Below are 22,657 nucleotides of genomic sequence, written 5' to 3' on the forward strand. Positions count from 1 at the left end.
TCCGGTCAGGCTGGATTAAGGTTGCTGACGGGTTGCCGCCAGCACGATTTCACGCACGCAGACGTCGGCCGGCTGGTTCCAGGCATAGAGCACAGCCTCGGCGATCACCTCGGGTGCGATCACGCCGCCCATCTGCTCTTTCCAGTCGTGGTAACCGGCCTTGATGCTCTCATCCGTGGTGTGGCTGAGCAGCTCGGTCTCCACCGCTCCCGGGGCGATAGTCACCATCCGCACCCCCAGGTCGGCCACCTCTTCCCGGATGTTTTCGGTCAGGGCGTGAACCGCGAACTTGGTGGCGCAGTAGGCAGCATGGTTCGGGAAGGTCTTGCGACCGGCGATGGAGCTGATGTTGATGATGGTGCCACTGCGGCGAGCCTTCATCCCGGCCAGCACCCCATGGATGCCGTTCAGCACACCCATTACGTTGATGTTGAGCATCTGCTGCCATTCGGCGGGATCCTGCACGTCGGCCTGACCCAGCAACATGACGCCGGCGTTGTTGACCAGGCAGCCCACCGGGCCGAATTGCGCCTCGGCCTGCTGAATGGCCGCCTTCATGGCGTTTGTATCGGTGACGTCGACCCCGATGCAGAGCGTATCGGGCAGGCCCAGGGCCTGCATGGGCTCGACCCGGCGGGCCAGCAGCAGTAGCGGGTGGCCGGCGGCGGAGAAGGCGCGGGCAATGGCGGCACCGATCCCGGCTGAGGCACCGGTGATCACGACGAGGGACTTGGACATGATGTTTCCTTCTGATTCGATAGTCGGTTTGGGCAAATAGACGGCTGGCCAGCACGCAGTGGAGTCACTATAGTCTCCGCATCCATCAGTGATAAATATTGTTTTCCGCTGGTTATCATCTGAAAAAACTATGGTTGGGCTTATGCTGGATCTGAGATTGCTGCGTTTCTTCATCGCCATCTATGAAGAGAAGAACATCACGGCGGCGGCGGAGCGTTGCCACGTCAGCCAGCCCTCCCTCTCGGCGGGGTTGCGCCAGCTGGAAGAGGTGCTCGGTGACAGCCTCTTTATCCGGGGCAAGAAGGGGGTGGAGGCGAAGGAGCCGGCCCACTATCTCTATCCCCACGCGGTCAAGCTGGTGGAGGAGGCGCGCCGCCTGCCCGAGCTGTTTCGCCAGAAAGCGACGCGGGCGAGACTCAATATTGCCATCATGCCTGACCTGAGCCGACGCCGGGTGGCGGCTCTGCTGCAGCGGGTGCAGGGGGTCTTGCCGGAGCTGGATCTCACCCTCTCCGACCAGGATAGCCACGCCGATTGTCGTCTGACCCTGGATGCTCTGCGCCGGGAAGACGAGATCTTCCTGCCGCTGTGGGAAGAGGATTATGTACTGTGCGTACCCACCGGCCACCCGCTGGCCAGCCGTCCGCGCATCGAGCTGGCAGAGCTGCAACACCATGATTTTATTGAGTGCCCCCCCTGCGAGGCTCATCAGCAGACCATAGGCCTGCTGGCCTGTGACCGGCTCACCCTCAACCTGGTGGCCAAGGCCGAGAGCAAGGGGCTGGTGATGTCGTTGGTGCTGGCGGGGGTGGGGATCAGTTTTCTGCCTGATGGGCTGGTGGAGGATGAACCCGGGTTGCAGACCCTGCCGGTCAACGGGCCGCGGATGTTTCGCCGGATCGGGCTCTGTTATCCTGCCCACCAGACCCTGAACCCGGCGCTGCGTGAACTGATCCCCGAGTTGGCAGGGTATGGCGCTTCCTGATAAGGTCGCTTTCCCATGCATCTTCAGGATGCACCTTGTCGTCGCGCCCTTTGTTATCGATCGCGCCATGCGCAGTGAGGCTTCTGTCCCGGTGGGCTTGTCATGAAACGCATTCTGGTCATTTTTTCACATCCGGCCCTGCAGAGTTCCAGGGCCAACAAGCAGTTGCTGCAGGCCGTCGACGGTCTGGAAGGCGTGACCCTGCACGATCTCTATCACCACTATCCCGACATGTTCATCAATGTGAAACGGGAGCAGGCACTGCTGTCGGAGCACGACATCATCGTCTTCCAGCACCCCTTCTACTGGTACTCCTGCCCGGCCATCATGAAGGAGTGGATGGATCTGGTGCTGGAGTATGGCTACGCCTACGGCCCCGAGGCTCACGCCCTCAAGGGCAAGCAGTGGCTCAGCGCCATCACCACGGGTGGTGCCCCCGAATCCTACTGCAGCGAGGGCTACAACAGCCGTCCGCTGCTCGATTTCCTGCTGCCCTTCCAGCAGACCGCCACCCTGTGCGGCATGCACTGGCTGCCTCCCTTCGTGCTCCACTCTTTTCACAAGATCCGGGATCAGGAGGCGTTGCGTCGCTGCGGCCAGGATTATCGTCAGCTCCTGTGCGCCCTGCGTGATGAGCAGCTGACCCCGGAGCAGCTGGCCGGGCGGCCTTATCTGCGGGATCTGCTGGAGGAGCTCTCATGACACGAATTCGATCCGGTCGTTGCCCCGGCATGCCCTCCCAGGGATCTGCCATCGCGTGGAGGATCCGCTGATGGGACATGGTTTGCTGTTTGATGCCTTCATCTATCTCTCGGCGGCGGTGATCGCCGTGCCGCTGGCCAAGCGCTGGGGGTTGGGATCCGTGCTCGGCTACTTGCTGGCGGGGATCATCATAGGCCCCTTCCTGCTGGGGTTGGTGGGTGAGCAAAAAGACGTGATGCACTTCGCCGAGTTTGGCGTAGTGCTGATGTTGTTTCTGGTCGGGCTGGAGCTGCGCCCGGCCCTCTTGTGGCAGCTGAAGGGGCCGATCCTCGGTACCGGTGGCCTGCAGGTGCTGCTCACTACTGGCGCCCTGACCGGCGTGGCTTGTCTCATCGATCTGCCGCTGCAGCAGGGGCTGGCTATTGGTCTCATCCTGGCGCTCTCTTCCACCGCCATCGTGCTGCAGAGCCTGCAGGAGCGCAAACAGATGCAGAGCGAGAGCGGCCGCTCCGCTTTTGCCGTATTGCTGTTCCAGGATATCGCCGTCATTCCCATCCTGGCGATTTTGCCGCTGCTGGCCATCGCGCCCGTAGCCAGCAACGGTAGCACCGAGCTGGCCGGTTGGCAGCATGGCCTGCTGGTAGTGGCCGCTATCTCCGGCATAGTGCTGGGTGGCCACTACCTGATGCGGCCGGTATTTCGCGCCATCGCCCAGTCCCATATGCGGGAGATCTTCGTCGCCGCGGCCCTGTTGCTGGTGATCGCCATCGCCGTGCTGATGGAGTCGGTGGGGCTTTCGCCTGCGCTGGGCTCCTTCCTCGCCGGCGTAGTATTGGCGGACAGCGAATATCGCCACGAGCTGGAGGCGGATATTGAGCCCTTCAAAGGCTTGCTGCTTGGCCTCTTCTTCATGTCGGTGGGAGCGGGGATCGACTTCGGTCTGTTTGCCGAACACCCCTTCCTGATCCCGACCCTGGTGATCGGGCTGATGGTGCTCAAATGGCTGGTGCTGATGGCCCTTGGTTTCGCCATCCGCATCTCGCCGGGTCAGCGCTGGACCTTCGCGCTGGCACTGGCCCAGGGCGGGGAATTTGCCTTCGTGTTGTTTTCGTTCGCGGCTCAGAACAGGGTACTGCCCGGTGACACCATCTCATTGCTGACCCTGGTGGTGGCGCTCTCCATGGCACTGACTCCGCTGCTGTTGATCCTCAACGATCGGGTGATCCAGCCCTGGTTCGACTATCGCAATCAGGGGGATGTGCCGCAACACGAGCAGCCCGAGCTGGTGGAGCACCCGGTGATCATCGCGGGCTTCGGCCGCTTCGGCCAGATAGTGGGGCGCCTGCTGCACGGCCACGGCATAGGCACCACCATCCTCGAGCAGGATGCCAGCCAGATCGAGATGCTGCGAAAATATGGCTATCAGGTCTTCTATGGCGACGCCAGCCGGATCGATTTGCTCCATGCCGCCGGCGCCCACAAGGCGAAGCTGCTGGTGCTCTCCATCAACGATACCGCCACCTCGCTGGCGGTGATCGAGATGGCCAGGAAACACTTCCCGCACCTCAAGATCCTCGCCCGGGCCCAGGATCGTCCCCATGCCCACGAGATCCTGCGCCACGGGGTCGACAGCGTCTATCGGGAGACCCTGGGCTCTGCGGTGGATCTGGGGGTGGAAGCCCTGACCCAGCTCGGCTTTCGGGCCAACCAGGCCTGGCGGGCGGGGCAGACCTTCAAGCAGCATGACAACTGGTTGCTGCGGGAGCAGGTGAACTACCTGGATGATGAACACACCTATATCAACAAGAGCCTGCAATACCGGGAGATCCTCTCCGATCTGTTGCAAGACGACGAGGAGGGGCAGGAGCGCATCCATGCCCACAACTGGAACAGCGGGCTACCCAACGACGACAAGGAAGCAAGATGATTGCCTATTACCCCATGCTCAAACACCTGCATATGACGCTGGCGCTGGTCAGCCTGCTGCTGTTCCTCTACCGCTGGGGCCTGGCCCTGGCGGGCAGTGCGCGGCTGCAACAGAAGTGGCTCAAGGTGCTGCCCCATATCAACGACACCTTTCTGCTGCTGTTCGGGGTGTTGCTGGCGGTTGCCCTGCAGATGAGCCCGGGCCAGCAACCCTGGCTGATGGCCAAGCTGGTGGCGCTGGTGGTCTACATCGGGCTCGGTGTCATGGCGCTCAAGCGGCCGGCGCAGGGCCAGAAGCTGGTGGCCGGTGTCGCCGCCCTGGCGGTGTTTGGTTATATGGTCGGTGCCGCCATCACCAAGTCCCCCTGGTCCTGGCTGTTTTGATCGGAGAAATGGAGGGGAGGCAGGCTTCCTCTCCATGTAATCTGCTTTAAAAATCGATAATTTCTCTCTTTTATCCTTCCTGCGACCTTGTTCGTGACATGTCAAATTTATCTTTTTTATTATCAAAAAAGCCTCAATTGCCACCTTTCTGGTTTGTTTTTTTCTTATAAATCATGTCGATAAGTCTGACTGTATGAAAATGGAGACAGTTGTCTCGGCAAAACTTGCGTCATAGACTGTCGCAGGTCACGACTAGCATTCAGTCAACACTAACCCAGTGAAGGCATGCACCATGAGTAAGAAGCTGTTACGACAACTGACCTTGGCGCGTTGCATCCCGCACCGCCCTTACAAGCTGACCGCCAGCCAACTCCAGGTAAAACTGGAAGAGGAAGGCATTCATGTCAGTCTGCGTACCGTGCAACGGGACCTGGAAGAGATGTCCGGCATGGGGCTGTTCGACCTCACCTCGGACGAGCGCAGCAAGCCCCATGGCTGGTGCTTTGAGCGCCACGGGCTTAACGATTTTGCCAATATCATGCCGCTCTCCCTGGCGGTGGCTCTGAAAACCTGGAGTGATCAGGCAAGCCAACTGTTGCCGGCGAGCGTGCTGACCGAACTGAACCCGCTGGTCGACAAGGCCAGCCAAGTGATCCGCGACAGCCAGAGCGAACTGGCCGAGCGCTGGCTCGAGAGCGTGCATCAGTCGCCGCGTCCGTTTGCCGGCAACCCGGAGATCCGCCGCAGCACCCTGATCCGCGATGCCCTGTGGCGTGGTCGCAAGTTCAGCGCCGAGATCCAGCGGGTGATCAAAGAGCGAACCGTGTGGCTCTGCTATGACCGCATCAATCCGCTCGGGATCCTCAACCAGCCGGAAGGACCGGTTCTGCTCTGCACTCTGTCCGAGCTGGATCCCAAGGTGTATGGCATCCCGTTCGATCACATCAAGAGTGTGGAGCTGACTAATTTCAGCGCGACCCAGCCGAAGGATTTCAATATCCAGAAGCTGATCCGCGATCAGGGCTATCAGGATGTGAGCGGTCCGATCCGCTTTGTCGGCCGCATCGATGCCAACAGCCAGTCGCTGGTGGACAACCAGATCCCCGGCAACAACCCCCGCATGACGCGTTATGACAAGCGCAGCGTGGTGGTCGAGACCGAGGTGCAGGATACCCCCGAGTTTCGCAGCTGGCTGAACAACATTGGTGGCGAGCTGGAAGTGCTGGCGCCGGAATCCTTGCGCAAGGCCTACCTCAACCCGTCCAACCGGGTGAGTTGATAGTACAAGGCTGATAACAGCAAACGGATAGCATCACAAAGAGTCGAGCCTGGTCTCGACTCTTTTTTTGTCTCTTTTTTGAGCATATTTATTCAACAAATTTTTAAGCTTTATTCGCTGGATTGAACCGTTTTCGCGGGCCGTTTCGGGGCGAGGAAAGCATGTAAGAGATCTGCCATAGGGTATGTGCGACGCTAGCGCTTTAAGCCGTACGCGAAGCCATGCCAGAAAAGGTGACCTTTCTAGTGAAACTAACTAATTAATTGTTTTTAAAGGAATAGTTTTTAAGGTTGTTTTTTGTCATCTATATGGTAGCGGATATTTCTCCACGGATGGCCCTTGCTCGGAGAGTCCATTGCCTTAGTATGGGTCTCACAAGGACGAAGCTGGTTCGGCAGGATGCAGAGCAGCGAATAAAGATGGAATAGTCCACAGGATGTGGGCAAGGACACCTCAGGATGGGCACGGTAGTCAGGATGATTATCGTCATGGATGAACAGGGAACACCGCGGGATGCGGCAGGACACTCTCGGGACGAGAGCAGAACGAACCGGATATCGTTCTTCAGGATGAACAGGACCTCGCGGGATGTGAGAAGGACGCTTCAGGACGAAGCGAGATAGCCCGGATGGTTATCGGTCAGGAAGATGCAAGGACCCCCACAGGACGTGGTAATGGACACCTCCAGGATGGAGACAGTGAAGCGGTTCAGGATGAATTGCCAAGCCAGGAAGGCTGCTGGACACGCCAATGGATTGGAAAGGGGATATTCCAAGGGATTAGGATAACGTCAGGGATTGCAGGGAGCATTGCAGTTCTAGGGACAGGACGACATGACTCTAGGGGACGGCCACCGCCGTCCCCTTTTCTTTTATTGTTTGTCCGGATTGTTTGCGCGTTGGGCTGCTTCAACGATCCCTTGCAGGCGCTGGCGAATGTCTACCATGCCAAAGACGCCGAAGATGAGCACACCGATGAACTCGCTCCGGGTCACCTCAAAGTAGCGTTTGCAGGCTGCCTTGATCATGCTGGCTTGCACCCAGTGCAGCAGGGCGACGATCACGCCACAGACCGGCAAAAAGCCGTTCAGTTTGCCTGGCAGGGGCAGGATCAGGCTCATCACTACGCCGAACCAGAAGAACAGAATGAGCCCCATCGCCAACAGATTAAATATCCGCTTCATCGTTTACCTCCCGCACATAGAGTTGATAGCAGACCTGACCGGCCTGTTTGTCCTTGAGTAATTGCCAGCTGGCAGGCAGAGGAAGATCTGCCATCTCCTTCTCCCGCTCCAGATAGATGAGAGCATCCGGAGTCAGCCAACCTCGCTGCTCCAGCAGATCGCACACCTGGGGCAGCAGTTCGCGGCGAAAGGGGGGATCGAGGAACACCAGATCGAACGGGGTAGCCGGGCCTTGCAGCCAGTTCACCGCATCGGCCTGGATCACCAGGCCCTGGTTGCTGCCGAGGGTGGTCAGGTTCTGTCTGATCTGCTCGGCGGCGCCTCTGTCCATCTCGATCAGAGTGACCTGTTCGGCATAGCGCGACAGCGCTTCCAGACCCAGACCACCGCTGCCGGCGAACAGATCGAGGCAGCGGGTACCGCGGATGTGGGGGGCCAGCCAGTTGAAGATGGTCTCCTTGACGCGATCCGTGGTAGGCCTGAGCCCTTCTACATCCCTGACCGGCAATTTACGGCCGCGCCACTGGCCGCTGATGATTCTTACAAAGCCCGATTTTCCTTGCTGGGCTGGGCGTTTATTGGGGTTGCTACGGCTGGATTTCACTCTGGGCATCGCGTTTCATCGTCAGAAAATAAAGTGGTAGTATAAGGCAGTTCATTTTTATGCCGGCCCTCCCGGGACGGCTATCTTAGCAGTCAGCCAACGATGTGAGTATTTTTTAGATGGCAAAAGGTTTGTTTTCCTGGCTGGGTTTCGGCCGCAAGAAAGAAGAGGCTGAGGCTGTCCAACCACAGACACCGCAAGCCACCCCTGTTACCGCTGAACCTGAGGTTCCTGCTACCCCAGCCGCTGACACAGTGCCGGCTGTCTCTCCCGAGGTGTCCGCCAGCGAGCCGTCCTCTGCCGAGCATGATGAATGCTGCCAACCCGCCGAACCCGATGCCAAAGGGCCGTTGGTGGTGGAGGAGTGCACCTCCGATCTGGAACCGGTGATCGTCAATGAATCACTGATGACAGATGAAGCCCGGGCGGCCGAAGAGGCCCGCATCGCCGCCGAGGCGAAGGCCGCAGACGAAGCCCGTATCGCCGCCGAAGCGAAGGTTTTGGAAGGGGCGCGTATCGCCGCTGAAGCGAAAGCCGCGGAAGAGGCCGGCATCGCCGCCGAAGCGAAGGCCGCAGAAGAAGCCCGTATCGCCGCCGAAGCGAAGGCCGCGGAAGAGGCCCGTATCGCCGCTGAAGCGAAGGCCGCGGAAGAGGCCCGCATCGCCGCCGAAGCGAAGGCCGCGGAAGAGGCCCGTATCGCCGCCGAAGCGCAGGCTGCGGAAGAGGCCCGCATCGCCGCGGAGGCACAGGCCGCGGAAGAAGCCCGTATCGCCGCCGAAGCGCAGGCAGCGGAAGAGGCCCGTATCACCGCCGAGGCGAAGGCTGCAGAAGAGGCCCGCATCGCCGCGGAGGCACAGGCCGCGGAAGAAGCCCGTATCGCCGCCGAAGCGCAGGCTGCGGAAGAAGCCCGCATCGCCGCCGAAGCGAAGGCTGCGGAAGAGGCCCGTATCACCGCCGAGGCGAAGGCTGCAGAAGAGGCGCGAATCGCCGCCGAAGTGAAGGCAGCGGAAGAGGCCCGGATCGCCGCTGAGGCGCTGGCTGCGGAAGAAGCGCGTATTGCCGCCGAGGCTGAAGCCGCCGCGCTGGCAACCTTGCCACTGGCCGCTGCCGTAGAGGATGACACCCAGGAAAAACCGCAGCGCGAAGGCTTCTTTGCCCGTCTCAAGCGCAGCCTGGTGCGCACCAAGGAAAACATTGGTTCCGGCTTCTTCGGCCTGTTCCGTGGCAAGAAGATCGATGACGATCTGTTTGAAGAGCTGGAGACCCAGCTGCTGACCGCCGATCTTGGCGTGGATACTACGACCCGTATTATCGAAGGGCTGGTGCAGCATGCGGATCGCAAGCAGTTGAAGGATGCCGAGGCGCTCTACGGTCTGCTCAAGCAGGACATGGGCGCCATGCTGGCCAAGGTCGAGCAGCCGCTGGTGATCGATACCGGCAAGAAGCCCTACGTCATCCTGATGGTTGGTGTGAACGGGGTGGGCAAGACCACTACCATCGGCAAACTGGCCAAGCAGTTCCAGGCCGAGGGCAAGAGCGTCATGCTGGCCGCCGGTGATACCTTCCGGGCCGCTGCCGTCGAGCAGCTGCAGGTGTGGGGTCAGCGCAACAATATCCCGGTGATCGCCCAGCATACCGGTGCCGATTCTGCCTCCGTCATCTTTGATGCCATCGAGGCCGCGCGCTCCCGTGGTGCCGACGTGTTGATCGCCGATACTGCCGGTCGCCTGCAAAACAAGAGCAACCTGATGGAAGAGCTCAAGAAGGTGGTGCGGGTGATGAAGAAGCTTGACGAGGAGGCCCCTCACGAGGTCATGCTGACCCTGGACGCAGGCACCGGCCAGAATGCCCTGAGCCAGGCCAAGCTGTTCAGCGAGGCGGTGGGCCTGACCGGTATCACCCTCACCAAGCTCGACGGCACCGCCAAGGGGGGCGTCATCTTCGCGGTGGCGGACAAATTCCAGATCCCGATCCGCTATATCGGGGTCGGCGAAGGGATTGACGACCTGCGTCCCTTCGTGGCCAACGATTTTATCGAGGCACTCTTCAGTCGCGATGAGTAACCGCAGCATGCCCCGGCCCAGGTCGGGGCTTGTCAATGTCAGGGAACCGTTATGATTCGTTTTGACAAGGTCAGCAAGGTATACAGCGGCGGTCATCAGGCGCTGCAGAAGGTCAGCTTTCACCTGCGCAAGGGGGAGATGGCTTTCCTGACCGGGCACTCGGGAGCGGGCAAGAGCACCCTCCTGAAACTGATCAGTGTGATGGAGCGACCGACCGATGGTCGCGTTTTCTTTCATGGTGATGACGTCAGTCATATCCAGCGCAGCCAGATCCCCTATGTTCGCCGCCAGATCGGCATGATCTTCCAGGATCACCGCCTGCTGATGGACAGAACCGTGTTCGACAACGTGGCTCTGCCGCTGGTGATCGATGGTTACAGTCACGCCGATATCAACAAGCGGGTCGCTGCGGCGCTCGACAAGGTGGGGTTGCTCGGCAAGGAGCGTTACCAGCCGCGCATGCTCTCCGGTGGTGAGCAGCAGCGGGTGGGGATCGCCCGCGCCATCGTCAATAAGCCACCACTGCTGCTGGCGGACGAGCCGACCGGCAACCTGGATCCCCAGCTCTCGATGGACATCATGCGGCTGTTCGAGGAGTTCAACCGCTTCGGGGTGTCGGTGCTGATTGCCACTCACGATCTCGGCCTCATCGCCCGCATGCGCTACCGCACCCTGACCCTCAAGGCGGGTCGCATGTATTCGCAAGGGGAGGAGCTCTGATATGGCCATCGTTCGTCATAAACAGCCGCCACTGCGCCGCCTGATGATGGTCATGTGGATGGATCACATCGCCGATATTCGACATGGGGGAGGGTGCTGATGGCTATCGTTCGTCATAAACAGCCACCGCTGCGCCGCTTGATGATGTATGGCGTGGATCATGTGCGCCAGGCTTTCGCCAGCCTGGGGGAGTTGTGGCGCAATCCGCTTGCCTCCCTGATGACGCTGGCAGTATTGGGGGTCAGCCTGGCGCTGCCTTCCTGCTTCCACGTGCTGCTGAAAAACGCCGAGATCGTAGAGGGAAGCTGGCAGAACAGCTCCCAGATCTCCCTCTATTTGCGCAAGGACCTACCTGAGCAGAGCATCCTCGATCTGCAGCAGCGGATCCTGCTCTATCCCGAGGTGGACTCGGTGACCTATCTGAGTCGGGATGATGCACTCAGGGAGTTTCGCGAGATCTCCGGTTTCGGCGATGCGCTTGATTACCTCGACAGCAATCCGCTGCCGCCGGTGCTGAGTGTGATCCCGGATCCCCGCTGGCAGAATCCGGAAGGGGCCGCCGAGCTACTCGGCAAGCTCAACAACGAAAACGGGGTGGAGCAGGGCAAGCTGGATCTGCAGTGGCTGACCCGGCTGCAGGGGATCATGAACCTGCTGCGCCACACCATCACCGGCATCGCCGTGCTGCTGCTCTCAGCCGTGCTGCTCATTGTCGGCAACACCCTGCGCCTCAATATCCTCAACCAGCGATCCGAGATCGAGGTGCTCAAGCTGGTGGGGGCGACCGACTCCTTTATTCATCGTCCCTTCCTTTATACCGGCATCTGGTTCGGCGTCATTGGCGGCATGCTGGCCTGGTGGCTGACCGAGGTGATGGTGATCTGGAGCGAAGGGGTGGTGAAGGAGCTGGCGGGGCTTTACAACAGCAACTTCCGGCTGGTGGGAATGGGGGCGTTTGACGGTTTCAACCTCATACTGCTCGGGGCCTTGCTGGGGCTGATCGCCTCCTGGTTCTCGGTTCATCGCCACATTCGCGACATAGAACCGTCCTGATTAATTTATCATCAAAGTAAATCACTGGATTTTGCGAACTGGATCAAGTAAAAAAGTGGCCTTTTCTGGCTCGGACCGCATTGTCAGAGTATTCTGGGTAATAATGATCCCCGGGATCTTCGCGGGATCCAGTGAACCTTCTGCACTATAAACGGTCTATCAAGCTGAAGCATTTATACGGGTATGGCCCCTATGCCTTGCTCGTCTGACTTGGCAAGCATGTGAAGGTTGCGAGCTCCGCAACAATGGACTTAGCATGCTACTTTTCGGGGGTCCTTGATTGTGACCCCCTTTTTTTGACTGTTCATTCATGATTCATCCTGCCGGCCTAAGATAACCCAGTCTGAAACTGGGTTTGATGTATGATGCAAGCCGCAGAATGACGTCCGGTCAGTAGACAGACCCTCTCAGGGTGTTAGACTGATTTGATTGAAAAGTAAGAGGTAACAGATGGGAACTTCATTGCAGCGCACTATGGCTTTGATTCCGCAAGGTAGTCTGGAAGGCTATATCCAGGCAGTTAACTCGATTCCGGTGCTGAGCGCAGAGGAAGAGCGTGAGCTGGCTGAGCGTTTGCAGCAGGATGGCGATCTTGAGGCTGCTCGTCAGCTGGTTATGTCGCACCTGCGTTTTGTCGTTCACGTGGCCAAGAGTTATGCCGGTTACGGCCTGCCCCAGGCTGACCTAGTTCAGGAAGGCAATATCGGTCTGATGAAAGCGGTCAAGCGCTTCGACCCGAGCGTGGGTGTGCGCCTGGTCTCCTTCGCCGTGCACTGGATCAAGGCCGAAATTCACGAATATGTTCTGCGCAACTGGCGCATGGTCAAGGTGGCTACCACCAAGGCCCAGCGCAAGCTCTTCTTCAACCTGCGCAAGTCCAAGAAGCGTCTGGGCTGGCTGAACCACGAAGAGGTTCAGGCCGTGGCCGCCGATCTTGGCGTCTCCGCCAGCGACGTGACCGAGATGGAAGCACGCATGAGCAACTATGATCAGGCGTTCGATCTGGTCGGCGATGATGACGAAGAGGGTGGCTTCGCCCCTGTCCACTATCTGGAGGACAAATCCTCCGATCTGGCCGCCACCATCGAGAACGACAACTGGGACGATCACGCGACCCGTCGCCTGAGTTCCGCCCTCGCCACTCTGGACGAGCGCAGCCAGCACATCATCCGCGCCCGCTGGCTGGATGACGAGAACAAGACCACGCTGCAGGAGCTTGCCGATACCTACGGCGTCTCCGCCGAGCGCGTGCGTCAACTCGAGAAGAACGCCCTCAAGAAATTGAAAGATGCCATGGAGGCCTGATGCCTCCATCATTGAAAACAGGGCCTGATGGCCCTGTTTTTGTATCAGGCTGGATCTGTTGAGGCTTGCCCAGGTTACCCATGGGTGTGTTATGTTGCCGCCACTGCCAAATAATGGAGAGCAGAAGTGAAACTGTTGAACGATCTGTTTACCAATAACCGCGAGTGGGCCGAGCGGATCAAGGCCGAAGATCCCGATTTCTTCGCCACCCTCTCCGCCCAGCAGGCACCGGAATACCTCTGGATCGGCTGCTCCGACAGCCGGGTGCCGGCGAACCAGCTGATGGGATTGTTGCCGGGGGATGTGTTCGTCCACCGCAACGTCGCCAACCTGGTGGTGCACACCGACTTCAACTGTCTGTCCGTGCTGCAATATGCGGTCGAGGTGCTCAAGGTGAAGCACATCATCGTCTGCGGCCACTACGGCTGTGGTGGCGTCAAGGCGGCGATGCAGAACCAGGAGCTGGGGCTCATCGACAACTGGCTGCGCAACATCAAGGACGTCTACTTCAAATACAGCGAACAGCTCGATGCCATCGAAGACGAGCATGAGCGCTTCGACTATCTGTGCGAGCTGAACGTGGCCGAGCAGGTGGCCAACGTCTGTCATACCACCATCATCCAGAACGCCTGGCGCAAGGGTCAGGAGCTGGCGGTACATGGCTGGATCTACGGCATCAAGGACGGTTTGCTGCACGATCTCGATCTCTGCATCAGCGGTCCCGAGCAGATCCCGGATGTCTACCGCGCCTGGCCGGACATGCGTCCGCCGCATCGCCGCCGCTGAGGATCCGACCTTGGCTCCAGCTCTCTACCTGCAGATAAAGCAACACATCCTAGACGGGATCCGCGAACGCCACTATCAGGCGGGAGACAAGATCCCGACCGAGGCGGCCCTGTGCGATCAGTTCGGCGTCAGCCGGATGACGGTCAACAAGGCCCTGCGCGAGCTGACGGCCGAGGGGTGGCTGGTGCGCACCGCGGGATCCGGCAGCTTTGTGGCGGACAGGCGCACCGAGTCGCCACTGCTCGAGATCCGCAACATCGCGGACGAGATCACCGAGCGCGGTGCCCGCCACGGCAGCCGGGTGATCCGGCTGGAGCGGCAGAAGGCGGACGAGAAGGTGGCGGTGCAGCTTGGCCTTCGGGTCGGCGCCCCCATCTTCCACAGCCTGATCGTCCATCAGGCCGACGACGAGCCGCTGCAGCTCGAGGAGCGGTTCGTCGACGCCGAACGCCTGCCGGGCTACGGGGAGCAGGACTTCACCACACTTACCCCCAACCATTACCTGATGCAGGTCTGCCCCCTTTCCGAGATGGAGCACGTGGTCGAGGCGGTGCAGCCGAGCGCCGGCGAGGCCGCCCTGTTGCAGGTGCGGGTCGATACTCCTTGCCTGCTGCTGCACCGGCGCACCTGGTCGGACGGCGTGCTGGTCTCCTACGCCCGCCTGCTGTCGCCGGGATCCCGCTACAAACTGAGATCCAAGACACGGATCGGATAGAAGTTGTAACGCAAATGTAACTTTTCATTTCCTTCCTGCCATCGGGCGCTATAAATGTATATACATTTTGGCGTCCGGAGGACGCCCGTTCACTCAGGGAGGAAATCATGGAACCGGAACACACTCTCGACTCGACCGCGCGTGGCGGCGCCGGTCTCAAGCTGTTGCTCACCAGCGTGCTCGGCATCGGCGCCTTCTTTGTGCCGTTTGAGCTGGCGGGACGCAGCACCATACTGGTGGATCACCTGGCCGGCGCCCTGATGGGGCAGCGACCCCTGGCCGTTGGTCTGATCCTGGCGTTGATCGCCTATGGCGCCGCTCGCCCCTTTTTTGACGGCCGCTGGCGTGGCCGCCTCATCGACCGGCTGCTGACCCTGTTCAAGCTGCTCGGTCTCGCGTTGGCCCTCCTCTACGTGACAGGCACGGGGCCCGCCTGGCTGATGACGCCGGATCGTCTGCCCTTCCTGTTTGACAAGCTGGCCCTGTCGGTTGGCCTCATAGTGCCGCTCGGCGCCATGTTGCTCACCTTCCTGCTCGGTTTCGGCCTGCTCGAGTTCATCGGAGTGCTGATGCAGCCGGTAATGCGCCCTCTGTGGCGCACTCCGGGCCACTCGGCCATTGACGCGGTGGCCTCCTTCGTCGGCAGCTACTCGGTGGGCCTGCTCATCACGGATCGGGTGTTTGCCGCTGGCAAGTACTCGGTGCGCGAGGCGGCCATCATCGCCACCGGTTTCTCCACCGTTTCGGCCGCCTTTATGATCATCGTGGCCAAGACGCTCGGCCTGATGGAACACTGGAACTTCTACTTCTGGTCGACCCTGGTCATCACCTTCCTCATCACCGCCATTCTGGCCCGGGTGCCGCCCATCAGCCGGCTGGACGACGCGGGGGAGGCCGAGGCGCCCCTGCCGGACGGCGTCAATCGCTGGCAGATGGCGCTGGCCACCGGGCTGGCTCAGACCCGCGGTGCTGACCCCATCGGCCGCCAGCTGCTCGACAACCTGCGCGATGGCATCCGGATGGCGGCGGCCGTGGTGCCCACCATCCTCTCGGTGGGGCTGCTTGGCCTGCTGCTCGCCAAGTACACCCCCCTGTTCGACGTCATCGGATGGCTGCTCTGGCCCCTGACCTGGCTGCTGCAGCTGGGGGAGCCCCTGGAGACGGCGCGGGCCCTCGCCGCCGGCCTGGCCGAGATGTTCCTGCCGGCCATCCTGCTCAAGGAGGCAGATCTGCTGACCCGCTACGTGGCCGCCGTGGTGTCGGTGAGCACTGTGTTGTTCTTCTCCGCCTCCATCCCCTGCATCCTGGCCACCCGCATCCCCATTGGAGTGGGGCAGCTGCTGGTCATTTGGTTGCAGCGGACTCTGATCGGCATCCTGTTGGCCGCGCTGGCTGGCCGCCTTGGCCTTGCTCTGGGCTGGATAGGTTAATTGTATATACAAAATAGCACGCTCGTTTTGCCCGCCTTGCGCGGGCTTTTTTCTTTTCGGCCCTTGTGTTAAGCCTGTTACAGAAATGTGATGAGGGATCTTCCCTTTTCACCTACGATCGACTATACATATTTGTATATACATTTGGAGTCTGGCATGAACAAGGAACTGTTGGCCTGCGATCGGGTCTGGATCAACCTCATCCCCGCCACCATGAGCGATGGCTACGACCTCCTGGCCCCCCACGCCCTCGGCGTGAAAGCGGGCCGGATCCACGCCCTGATCCCCATGAGCGAGCTGATCGGGCCCTTCCCCGAGAGCTGGCAGGATATGAAGGGCCGCCTGGCGACCCCGGGTCTTATCGACTGCCACACCCATCTTATCTATGCCGGCAGCCGCGCCGCCGAGTTCGAGCAGCGGCTGCAGGGGGTCCCCTACAGCGAGATTGCCCGCCAGGGTGGCGGCATCCTCAGCACGGTGCGTGCCACCCGTGCGGCCAGCGAGGAGGAGCTGTTCACGCTGGCGGCCAGCCGGCTCAAGAGCCTGCTGCGCGAAGGGGTCACCACGGTCGAGATCAAGTCCGGCTATGGTCTGACCCTGGAAGACGAGCTCAAGATGTTGCGAGTCGCGCGCCGCCTTGGCCGCGCCCTGCCGGTGCGGGTACGCACCACCTTGCTGGCGGCCCACGCCGTGCCGCCCGAGTTCGACGCGGATGGCTGGGTCGATCTCATCTGCGACCAGCTGATCCCGATCGCTGCCGCCGAGGGGCTGGCCGACGCGGTCGACGTCTTCTGCGAGGGGATCGCCTTCAACTTGGCCCAGTGCGAGCGAGTCTTCGCCGCCGCCCGTGCCCACGGCCTGCCGGTCAAGGGGCACATGGAGCAGCTCTCCAACTTGGGCGGCAGCGCGCTCGCCGCCCGCTACCGCGCCCTCTCGGTGGATCACCTGGAACACCTGGATGCCGCCGGCATCGCCGCCCTGGCCGAGAGCGGCACGGTGGCGGTGCTGCTGCCCGGCGCCTTCTACTTCCTGCGCGACACCACCTTGCCGCCGGTGCAGGCGCTGCACGAGGCCGGCGTGCCCATCGCGGTCGCCTCCGACATCAACCCCGGCACTTCGCCGCTGGTCTCCCTGCGTCTGGCCATGAACATGGCCTGCACCCTGTTTCGTCTCACCCCGGAGGAGGCGCTGTGTGGCGTCACCCGTCACGGCGCCACGGCGCTTGGCGAAGCAGGGCTGGGTCAGCTCCAGGTAGGCATGGAGGCCGACTTCCTGGTCTGGTCATGCGCCCACCCGGCCGAGCTGGCCTATCAGGTCGGCGTCGACCAGCTGGTGGCGCGGGTCGTGAAAGGACAGGAAACCCTGGGAGGTCTGGCATGAGCGAGATGCAGGTATGGCAGGGTCGTCAGGACCCGGAAGACGGCGCGCTGGCTCTGCGCTGGCACGACAAAGTTCTGCCTTGGCAAGAGGCGCAGCCCTGGCAGGCGCAGGACGAGGCGCCTGGCGTGGTGCTGCTCGGCTTTGCCTGTGACGAGGGGGTGCGCCGCAACAAGGGGCGGGTCGGTGCCGCCGGCGCGCCGCTGGCCATTCGCAAGCTGCTCGCCAACACCGCCTGGCACCTGAGTCAGCCCGTCTACGACGGCGGTGACGTGTGCTGCGAGGACGGGGATCTCGACGCCGCCCACGTCCGGCTGGCCAATCGGGTCGCTACTGCCCTCGCGCAGGGCCACTTCCCGCTGGTGCTGGGGGGCGGCCACGAGGTGGCCTTCGGCAGCTGGAGCGGCCTCAACCGCCATCTCAACGGCAAGGGCAGGGTGGGCATCATCAACTTGGACGCTCACTTCGACCTGCGCATGAAGCTGGAGCAGGCGAGTTCCGGCACCCCCTTCTACCAGATCGCCGAGCAGTGCGCGGCCCAGGGCACGGTGTTCCATTACGCCTGCCTCGGGGTGGCCGAGACCGCCAACACGGCGGCGCTGTTTGCCCGCGCCGAGGCGCTGGGGGCGTGGCACATGCTGGACGAGGTCATGACCCAGGCGGATCTGCCGGTGCTGCTGGCGGGGCTGGATGCCTTTATCGCCCGCTGCGATCACCTCTATCTCACCATCGATCTCGACGTGCTGCCCGCTGCCGTCATGCCCGGCGTCAGTGCGCCGGCCGCCCGCGGCGTGGAGTTGGCGGTCATCGAACCGCTCATCGCCCATATCCGGGCCAGCGGCAAGCTCAGGCTCGCCGATCTGGCCGAGTACAACCCGAACCTGGATCTCGACAGCCGCAGCGCCCGCGTGGCGGCCCGTCTGGTCCACCAGTTAACCAAGTAGTGACCGAATCCATAAACAAGGAGTGTCTATGTCCCTGCAAAACCAGGAGCCCCGATCTGATTCCAGAACGGACCCGAGCCGCGTGATACGCGCCCCGCACGGTAGCAAACTGACCGCCAAGAGCTGGCTCACCGAAGCGCCCCTGCGCATGTTGATGAACAACCTGGATCCGGACGTGGCGGAGCATCCCCAGTCTCTGGTGGTGTACGGTGGCATCGGCCGCGCCGCCCGCAACTGGGCCTGCTACGACAAGATCGTCGAGGTGCTGACTCGCCTCGAGGACGACCAGACCCTGCTGGTGCAGTCGGGCAAGCCGGCGGGTGTGTTCCAGACCCACAAGGACGCCCCGCGGGTGCTGATCGCCAACTCCAACCTGGTGCCTCACTGGGCCAACTGGGAACACTTCAACGAGCTCGATAAGAAGGGCTTGATGATGTACGGCCAGATGACCGCCGGCTCCTGGATCTACATCGGCACCCAGGGGATCGTGCAGGGCACCTACGAGACCTTCTTCGCGGTGGCCAACCAGCACTTCAACGGGTCGCCTGCGGGGCGCTGGATCCTGACCGGTGGCCTCGGCGGCATGGGCGGGGCCCAGCCCCTGGCGGCCACCATGGCCGGTTTCTCCATGATCGCCGTGGAGTGCGACGAGACTCGCATCGATTTTCGCCTGCGCACCCGCTACGTTGACAAGAAGGCCCACACCCTGGATGAGGCGCTGGCCATGGTCGAAGAGGCCAAGCAGAGCGGCAGCGCCGTCTCGGTCGGCCTGCTCGGCAACGCCGCCGATGTGTTCGCCGAGCTGGTGGCCCGTGGCATCACCCCGGACGTGGTGACCGACCAGACCTCCGCCCACGACCCGATCCACGGCTACCTGCCCCAGGGCTGGAGCGTGGCCCAGTGGCGCGAGCTGCAACAGAGCGCGCCGCAAGAGGTCAACGTGGCCGCCCGCCGCTCCATGGCGCGCCAGGTCGAAGCCATGCTGACCCTGCAGTCCCGTGGCGCCGCCACGCTCGATTATGGCAATAACATCCGCCAGATGGCGCTGGAAGAGGGTGTCAAGAATGCCTTCGACTTCCCCGGCTTCGTCCCGGCCTATATCCGTCCGCTGTTCTGCCAGGGCATAGGTCCGTTCCGCTGGGTGGCCCTCTCCGGCGACCCGGAAGACATCTATAAGACCGATCAGAAGGTCAAGGAGCTGATCCCCGATGATCCCCACCTGCACAACTGGCTCGACATGGCCCGTGAGCGCATCGCCTTCCAGGGCCTGCCGGCACGGATCTGCTGGGTCGGCCTGAAAGATCGGGTACGTCTGGGACTGGCCTTCAACGAGATGGTGAGAAACGGTGAACTGAAAGCCCCCGTCGTCATCGGCCGCGACCACCTGGATTCGGGCTCGGTGGCGAGCCCGAACCGCGAGACCGAGTCCATGATGGACGGCTCCGACGCCGTCTCCGACTGGCCGCTGCTCAACGCCCTGCTCAACACAGCGGGTGGCGCGACCTGGGTCTCTCTGCACCACGGTGGCGGGGTCGGCATGGGCTTCTCCCAGCACTCCGGTGTGGTGATCGTCTGTGACGGTAGCGACGATGCGGCTCGCCGCGTCGGCCGGGTGCTGCGCAACGACCCGGGCACCGGGGTGATGCGTCACGCCGACGCCGGTTACGAGATTGCCATCGAATGTGCCCGCGAGCAGGGGCTGGATCTGCCGATGATCGACGGCGCCGACGGCGTCAAGAAGGTGAACCAAGATGTTTGAACTGACCATTACCCCGGGCGAGCTGGATCTCGCCACCCTGCGCCGCGTCAGCCGTGAGCCGGTCCACCTCTCCCTGAACCCGGCCGCCCTGCCGGCGATCCAGGCCTCCGCCGACACCGTCTCCCGGGTGATCGAGCAGGGCCGCGTGGTGTACGGCATCAACACCGGCTTTGGCCTCTTGGCCAACACCCGGATCCCGGTGGATCAGCTCGACGAGCTGCAGCGCTCCATCGTGCTCTCCCACGCCGCCGGCATCGGCGAGTACATGTCCGACGCCACCGTGCGCCTGATGATGGTGCTCAAACTCAACTCCCTGTCCCGTGGCTTCTCCGGCATCCGCCCCCTGGTGCTGGAGGCCCTGATGAAGCTGGTCAACGCAGGCGTCTATCCCTTGGTGCCGAAGAAGGGCTCCGTGGGTGCCTCCGGCGACCTGGCGCCCCTGGCCCATATGAGCTGCCTGTTGATCGGCGAGGGCAAGGCTCGCCACGACGGGCGCGAGATCGCGGCGTCCGAGGCTCTGCGCATCGCCGGGCTCGAGCCCATTGCCCTGGCGCCGAAAGAGGGGCTGGCCCTGCTCAACGGCACCCAGGCGAGCACCGCCTTTGCCCTGGAGGGGCTGTTCCACGCCGAGGATCTGTTCGCCGGCGCCACCGTCATCGGCGCCATGAGCGTCGAGGCGGCGCTGGGCAGCCGCCGTCCGTTCGATGCCCGCATCCATGCGGTGCGCGGCCAGCGCGGGCAAATCGACGCGGCCACCTGCTACCGCCACCTGCTCGGGGATCTCAGCGAGATCGGCATGTCCCACCACAACTGCGAGAAGGTGCAGGATCCCTACTCCCTGCGCTGCCAGCCCCAGGTGATGGGCGCCTGCCTGACCCAGATCCGCCAGGCCGCCGAGGTATTGGTGTGCGAAGCCAACTCGGTCTCCGACAACCCGCTGGTGTTTGCCGATGACGAGGAGATCATCTCCGGCGGCAACTTCCACGCAGAACCTGTGGCCTTCGCCGCCGACAATCTGGCGCTGGCCATCGCCGAGATCGGCTCCCTGTCCGAGCGTCGTATGGCCCTGCTCATCGACTCGCGCATGTCGGGCCTGCCTCCCTTCCTGGTCAACAATGGGGGCGTGAATTCCGGCTTTATGATCGCCCAGGTCACCTCGGCGGCACTCGCCTCCGAGAACAAGACCCTGGCCCACCCGGCCTCGGTGGACAGCCTGCCCACTTCCGCCAACCAGGAAGACCACGTCTCCATGGCCACCTTCGCCGGTCGCCGTCTGGCAGACATGGCCGAGAACACCCGCGGCATCCTGGCGGTCGAGCTGCTGGCGGCTGCCCAGGGGCTGGATTTTCGTGCCCCGCTGCGCGCCAGTGAAGGGGTGGAAGCGGCCAAGGGACGCCTGCGCGCCCACGTGCCCTTCTACGACAAGGACAGGTACTTCGCCCCGGACATCGAGGCGGCGGCGAGCCTGCTTGGCACCGCCAGCTACAACGATCTGTTGCCGGCCGGTGTGCTGCCCAGCCTCTAAGCAGTCACTCCGCTCATAACAAAAGACCGCCCATCGGGCGGTCTTTTTCATATCCGGGGCTCGGTGTCAGCCGTGCTCGAACATCAGAAACAGATAGACCACGAACAGCACCAGGTGGGTAGCCCCGTGCAGGGCGTGGGTGCGGCCGCTGCTGAAGGTGACCTTGCACACCATCAGGGTGCTGACCAGCAGCACCATGTCGGCAGGGGCGAGCCCCAGGCGCACTTCCTGTCCCATCAGGGAGCCGATAAAGAGTACGGCCGGCACCGTGAGGGCGATGGTGGCCAGCACGGAACCGAAATAGAGGTTCATGGCCCGTTGCAGCTGGTTGTTGAAGGCCGCCTTGATGGCGCCCACCGCCTCGGGAGCCAGCACGATACAGGCGACGATGAAGCCCCCCAGCGCCGCCGGGGCCTCCATCACCTGTACTCCGTGGTTGATGGGGATGGCCAGCGTCTTGGCCAGCAGGATCACCACCACCAGGTAGGCCAGCAGCAGCAGGGTGTGGTAGACGTTGCTCTTCAGTGGGCCATGGTGCTCCTCGTGATCCGCGTGGTCGCCATCGACGAAGAAGTGGCTGTGGCTGCGGGTCTGGATCAGCAGAAAGACCCCGTAGAGCAGCACGGAGACGATGATCAGCATCCAGGACATGGCGCGTGACAGGCTGCCGGCGTTGCCCCCCTCGGTGAAGTTGGGCAGCACCAGACAGAGCAGGGCCAGAGGAATGATGGCCACCAGATAGGATTTGACCCCGTCGAGATTGAAGTTCTGGGTGTGGTAGCGCCAGCCGCCAAACAGCAGGGTGAAGCCCACTAGACCGTTGGTCACCAGCATCACCACCGCAAACATGGTGTCGCGGGCCATGGTAGGGTTGGGTTCACCGGTCAGCATCACCGAGGAGATCATCACCACTTCCAGCGAGATGACAGACAGAGTCAGGATCAGGGTACCGAAGGGCTCGCCAAGCTTGATGGCGAGGGCATCGGAGTGGCGCACCACGGAGAAGATGGCCCAGGTGACGACGGCCAGTAGCCCCAGTGACACCGGCAGATAGAGCCCGAGCGGCGTTGTCTCTGTCAGCAGGTCGCTGCCTGCCGTCTTGAAAAAGAGCAGGGTCAGCAGGCCGACGGGTAGGGCAATCTCTTGCCGGATAAATGACTTCATAGGCAAGGGTCCTCT

Annotated in this window: 20 protein-coding genes; 16 read left to right on the plus strand and 4 right to left on the minus strand. The window is 62.1% G+C overall.

The genetic code is table 11. The features are described 5' to 3' along the window. Nucleotides 1-15: 15 nt before the first annotated feature. A complete protein-coding gene (locus tag MRK42_RS01765; protein WP_354688812.1) occupies nucleotides 16-738 on the minus strand; it encodes an SDR family oxidoreductase in 723 nt (240 codons plus the stop codon). A gap of 142 nt (nucleotides 739-880) precedes the next feature. On the opposite strand from MRK42_RS01765, the gene MRK42_RS01770 reads away from it, so the two are divergent. The 5 genes from MRK42_RS01770 (at nucleotide 881) to MRK42_RS01790 (ending at nucleotide 6,014) form a co-directional block, all read left to right on the plus strand. After that, nucleotides 881-1,723, plus strand: coding sequence for a LysR family transcriptional regulator (locus tag MRK42_RS01770; RefSeq protein WP_354688813.1), 843 nt, complete (start codon nucleotides 881-883; stop codon nucleotides 1,721-1,723). Between the two features lie 102 nt (nucleotides 1,724-1,825). Beyond that, nucleotides 1,826-2,425, plus strand: a complete 600-nt coding sequence (locus MRK42_RS01775; RefSeq protein ID WP_354688814.1) for an NAD(P)H-dependent oxidoreductase — start codon at nucleotides 1,826-1,828, stop codon at nucleotides 2,423-2,425. Between the two features lie 70 nt (nucleotides 2,426-2,495). Further along, complete coding sequence (locus MRK42_RS01780; protein ID WP_354688815.1) at nucleotides 2,496-4,352, plus strand: monovalent cation:proton antiporter-2 (CPA2) family protein; 1,857 nt, start codon at nucleotides 2,496-2,498, stop codon at nucleotides 4,350-4,352. Further along, a complete protein-coding gene (locus MRK42_RS01785) occupies nucleotides 4,349-4,735 on the plus strand; it encodes a SirB2 family protein (RefSeq protein WP_042028995.1) in 387 nt (128 codons plus the stop codon). The genes MRK42_RS01780 and MRK42_RS01785 overlap by 4 nt, the downstream gene beginning before the upstream one ends. A 292-nt stretch (nucleotides 4,736-5,027) precedes the next feature. Beyond that, complete coding sequence (locus MRK42_RS01790) at nucleotides 5,028-6,014, plus strand: WYL domain-containing protein (RefSeq protein ID WP_026456656.1); 987 nt, start codon at nucleotides 5,028-5,030, stop codon at nucleotides 6,012-6,014. Between the two features lie 871 nt (nucleotides 6,015-6,885). On the opposite strand, the gene MRK42_RS01795 is transcribed toward MRK42_RS01790, so the two are convergent. Next, entirely contained in the window at nucleotides 6,886-7,197 is a 312-nt protein-coding gene (locus tag MRK42_RS01795; RefSeq protein WP_342013825.1) for a DUF1145 domain-containing protein, read from the minus strand. Continuing rightward, the gene (gene rsmD / locus MRK42_RS01800; RefSeq protein ID WP_354688816.1) at nucleotides 7,181-7,810 is read right to left on the minus strand and encodes a 16S rRNA (guanine(966)-N(2))-methyltransferase RsmD; all 630 of its coding nucleotides are present in this window, start codon (nucleotides 7,808-7,810) and stop codon (nucleotides 7,181-7,183) included. Before rsmD ends, MRK42_RS01795 begins: the two co-directional genes overlap by 17 nt. Before the next feature lie 110 nt (nucleotides 7,811-7,920). Here rsmD and ftsY point away from each other — a divergent pair, with 110 nt between their 5' ends. The 11 genes from ftsY (at nucleotide 7,921) to hutH (ending at nucleotide 21,478) form a co-directional block, all read left to right on the plus strand. Then, on the plus strand, nucleotides 7,921-9,864 hold the full coding sequence (gene ftsY / locus MRK42_RS01805; protein ID WP_354688817.1) for a signal recognition particle-docking protein FtsY: 1,944 nt from the start codon (nucleotides 7,921-7,923) through the stop codon (nucleotides 9,862-9,864). 51 nt (nucleotides 9,865-9,915) lie between these two features. Further along, the gene (gene ftsE / locus MRK42_RS01810; RefSeq protein WP_026457129.1) at nucleotides 9,916-10,584 is read left to right on the plus strand and encodes a cell division ATP-binding protein FtsE; all 669 of its coding nucleotides are present in this window, start codon (nucleotides 9,916-9,918) and stop codon (nucleotides 10,582-10,584) included. A gap of 99 nt (nucleotides 10,585-10,683) precedes the next feature. Next, complete coding sequence (gene ftsX / locus MRK42_RS01815; RefSeq protein WP_026457130.1) at nucleotides 10,684-11,637, plus strand: permease-like cell division protein FtsX; 954 nt, start codon at nucleotides 10,684-10,686, stop codon at nucleotides 11,635-11,637. A 450-nt stretch (nucleotides 11,638-12,087) separates the two neighbouring features. Then, nucleotides 12,088-12,942: an RNA polymerase sigma factor RpoH gene (gene rpoH / locus MRK42_RS01820; protein ID WP_354688818.1), complete on the plus strand. Its 855-nt coding sequence runs from the start codon at nucleotides 12,088-12,090 to the stop codon at nucleotides 12,940-12,942. A gap of 126 nt (nucleotides 12,943-13,068) precedes the next feature. After that, the gene (gene can / locus MRK42_RS01825; protein ID WP_042070270.1) at nucleotides 13,069-13,728 is read left to right on the plus strand and encodes a carbonate dehydratase; all 660 of its coding nucleotides are present in this window, start codon (nucleotides 13,069-13,071) and stop codon (nucleotides 13,726-13,728) included. A gap of 10 nt (nucleotides 13,729-13,738) precedes the next feature. Continuing rightward, nucleotides 13,739-14,443, plus strand: coding sequence for a histidine utilization repressor (hutC, locus tag MRK42_RS01830; protein WP_026457133.1), 705 nt, complete (start codon nucleotides 13,739-13,741; stop codon nucleotides 14,441-14,443). A 107-nt stretch (nucleotides 14,444-14,550) separates the two neighbouring features. Next, nucleotides 14,551-15,873, plus strand: coding sequence for a YjiH family protein (locus MRK42_RS01835; RefSeq protein WP_354688819.1), 1,323 nt, complete (start codon nucleotides 14,551-14,553; stop codon nucleotides 15,871-15,873). A gap of 156 nt (nucleotides 15,874-16,029) precedes the next feature. After that, nucleotides 16,030-17,253 carry an imidazolonepropionase gene (hutI, locus tag MRK42_RS01840; RefSeq protein WP_354688820.1) on the plus strand — a complete coding sequence of 408 codons (1,224 nt, stop codon included), beginning with the start codon at nucleotides 16,030-16,032 and terminating at the stop codon, nucleotides 17,251-17,253. Then, nucleotides 17,250-18,194, plus strand: a complete 945-nt coding sequence (gene hutG / locus MRK42_RS01845) for a formimidoylglutamase (RefSeq protein WP_354688821.1) — start codon at nucleotides 17,250-17,252, stop codon at nucleotides 18,192-18,194. Before hutI ends, hutG begins: the two co-directional genes overlap by 4 nt. 28 nt (nucleotides 18,195-18,222) lie before the next feature. Continuing rightward, on the plus strand, nucleotides 18,223-19,953 hold the full coding sequence (gene hutU / locus MRK42_RS01850; protein WP_354688822.1) for a urocanate hydratase: 1,731 nt from the start codon (nucleotides 18,223-18,225) through the stop codon (nucleotides 19,951-19,953). Continuing rightward, nucleotides 19,946-21,478, plus strand: coding sequence for a histidine ammonia-lyase (hutH, locus tag MRK42_RS01855; protein ID WP_354688823.1), 1,533 nt, complete (start codon nucleotides 19,946-19,948; stop codon nucleotides 21,476-21,478). The genes hutU and hutH overlap by 8 nt, the downstream gene beginning before the upstream one ends. 66 nt (nucleotides 21,479-21,544) lie before the next feature. On the opposite strand, the gene MRK42_RS01860 is transcribed toward hutH, so the two are convergent. After that, nucleotides 21,545-22,642 carry a calcium:proton antiporter gene (locus MRK42_RS01860; protein WP_354688824.1) on the minus strand — a complete coding sequence of 366 codons (1,098 nt, stop codon included), beginning with the start codon at nucleotides 22,640-22,642 and terminating at the stop codon, nucleotides 21,545-21,547. Nucleotides 22,643-22,657: the final 15 nt, after the last annotated feature.

The sequence above is a fragment of the Aeromonas sp. 19NY04SH05-1 genome, assembly GCF_040581895.1.
Lineage (GTDB): Bacteria > Pseudomonadota > Gammaproteobacteria > Enterobacterales > Aeromonadaceae > Aeromonas > Aeromonas enteropelogenes.

Coding starts and splice junctions, on each gene's coding strand:
- MRK42_RS01765 (WP_354688812.1), bottom strand. CDS start 738: ATGTCCAAGTCCCTCGTCGTGATCACCGGTGCCTCAGCCGGGATCGGT.
- MRK42_RS01770 (WP_354688813.1), top strand. CDS start 881: ATGCTGGATCTGAGATTGCTGCGTTTCTTCATCGCCATCTATGAAGAG.
- MRK42_RS01775 (WP_354688814.1), top strand. CDS start 1,826: ATGAAACGCATTCTGGTCATTTTTTCACATCCGGCCCTGCAGAGTTCC.
- MRK42_RS01780 (WP_354688815.1), top strand. CDS start 2,496: ATGGGACATGGTTTGCTGTTTGATGCCTTCATCTATCTCTCGGCGGCG.
- MRK42_RS01785 (WP_042028995.1), top strand. CDS start 4,349: ATGATTGCCTATTACCCCATGCTCAAACACCTGCATATGACGCTGGCG.
- MRK42_RS01790 (WP_026456656.1), top strand. CDS start 5,028: ATGAGTAAGAAGCTGTTACGACAACTGACCTTGGCGCGTTGCATCCCG.
- MRK42_RS01795 (WP_342013825.1), bottom strand. CDS start 7,197: ATGAAGCGGATATTTAATCTGTTGGCGATGGGGCTCATTCTGTTCTTC.
- rsmD (WP_354688816.1), bottom strand. CDS start 7,810: ATGCCCAGAGTGAAATCCAGCCGTAGCAACCCCAATAAACGCCCAGCC.
- ftsY (WP_354688817.1), top strand. CDS start 7,921: ATGGCAAAAGGTTTGTTTTCCTGGCTGGGTTTCGGCCGCAAGAAAGAA.
- ftsE (WP_026457129.1), top strand. CDS start 9,916: ATGATTCGTTTTGACAAGGTCAGCAAGGTATACAGCGGCGGTCATCAG.
- ftsX (WP_026457130.1), top strand. CDS start 10,684: ATGGCTATCGTTCGTCATAAACAGCCACCGCTGCGCCGCTTGATGATG.
- rpoH (WP_354688818.1), top strand. CDS start 12,088: ATGGGAACTTCATTGCAGCGCACTATGGCTTTGATTCCGCAAGGTAGT.
- MRK42_RS01835 (WP_354688819.1), top strand. CDS start 14,551: ATGGAACCGGAACACACTCTCGACTCGACCGCGCGTGGCGGCGCCGGT.
- hutI (WP_354688820.1), top strand. CDS start 16,030: ATGAACAAGGAACTGTTGGCCTGCGATCGGGTCTGGATCAACCTCATC.
- hutG (WP_354688821.1), top strand. CDS start 17,250: ATGAGCGAGATGCAGGTATGGCAGGGTCGTCAGGACCCGGAAGACGGC.
- hutU (WP_354688822.1), top strand. CDS start 18,223: ATGTCCCTGCAAAACCAGGAGCCCCGATCTGATTCCAGAACGGACCCG.
- hutH (WP_354688823.1), top strand. CDS start 19,946: ATGTTTGAACTGACCATTACCCCGGGCGAGCTGGATCTCGCCACCCTG.
- MRK42_RS01860 (WP_354688824.1), bottom strand. CDS start 22,642: ATGAAGTCATTTATCCGGCAAGAGATTGCCCTACCCGTCGGCCTGCTG.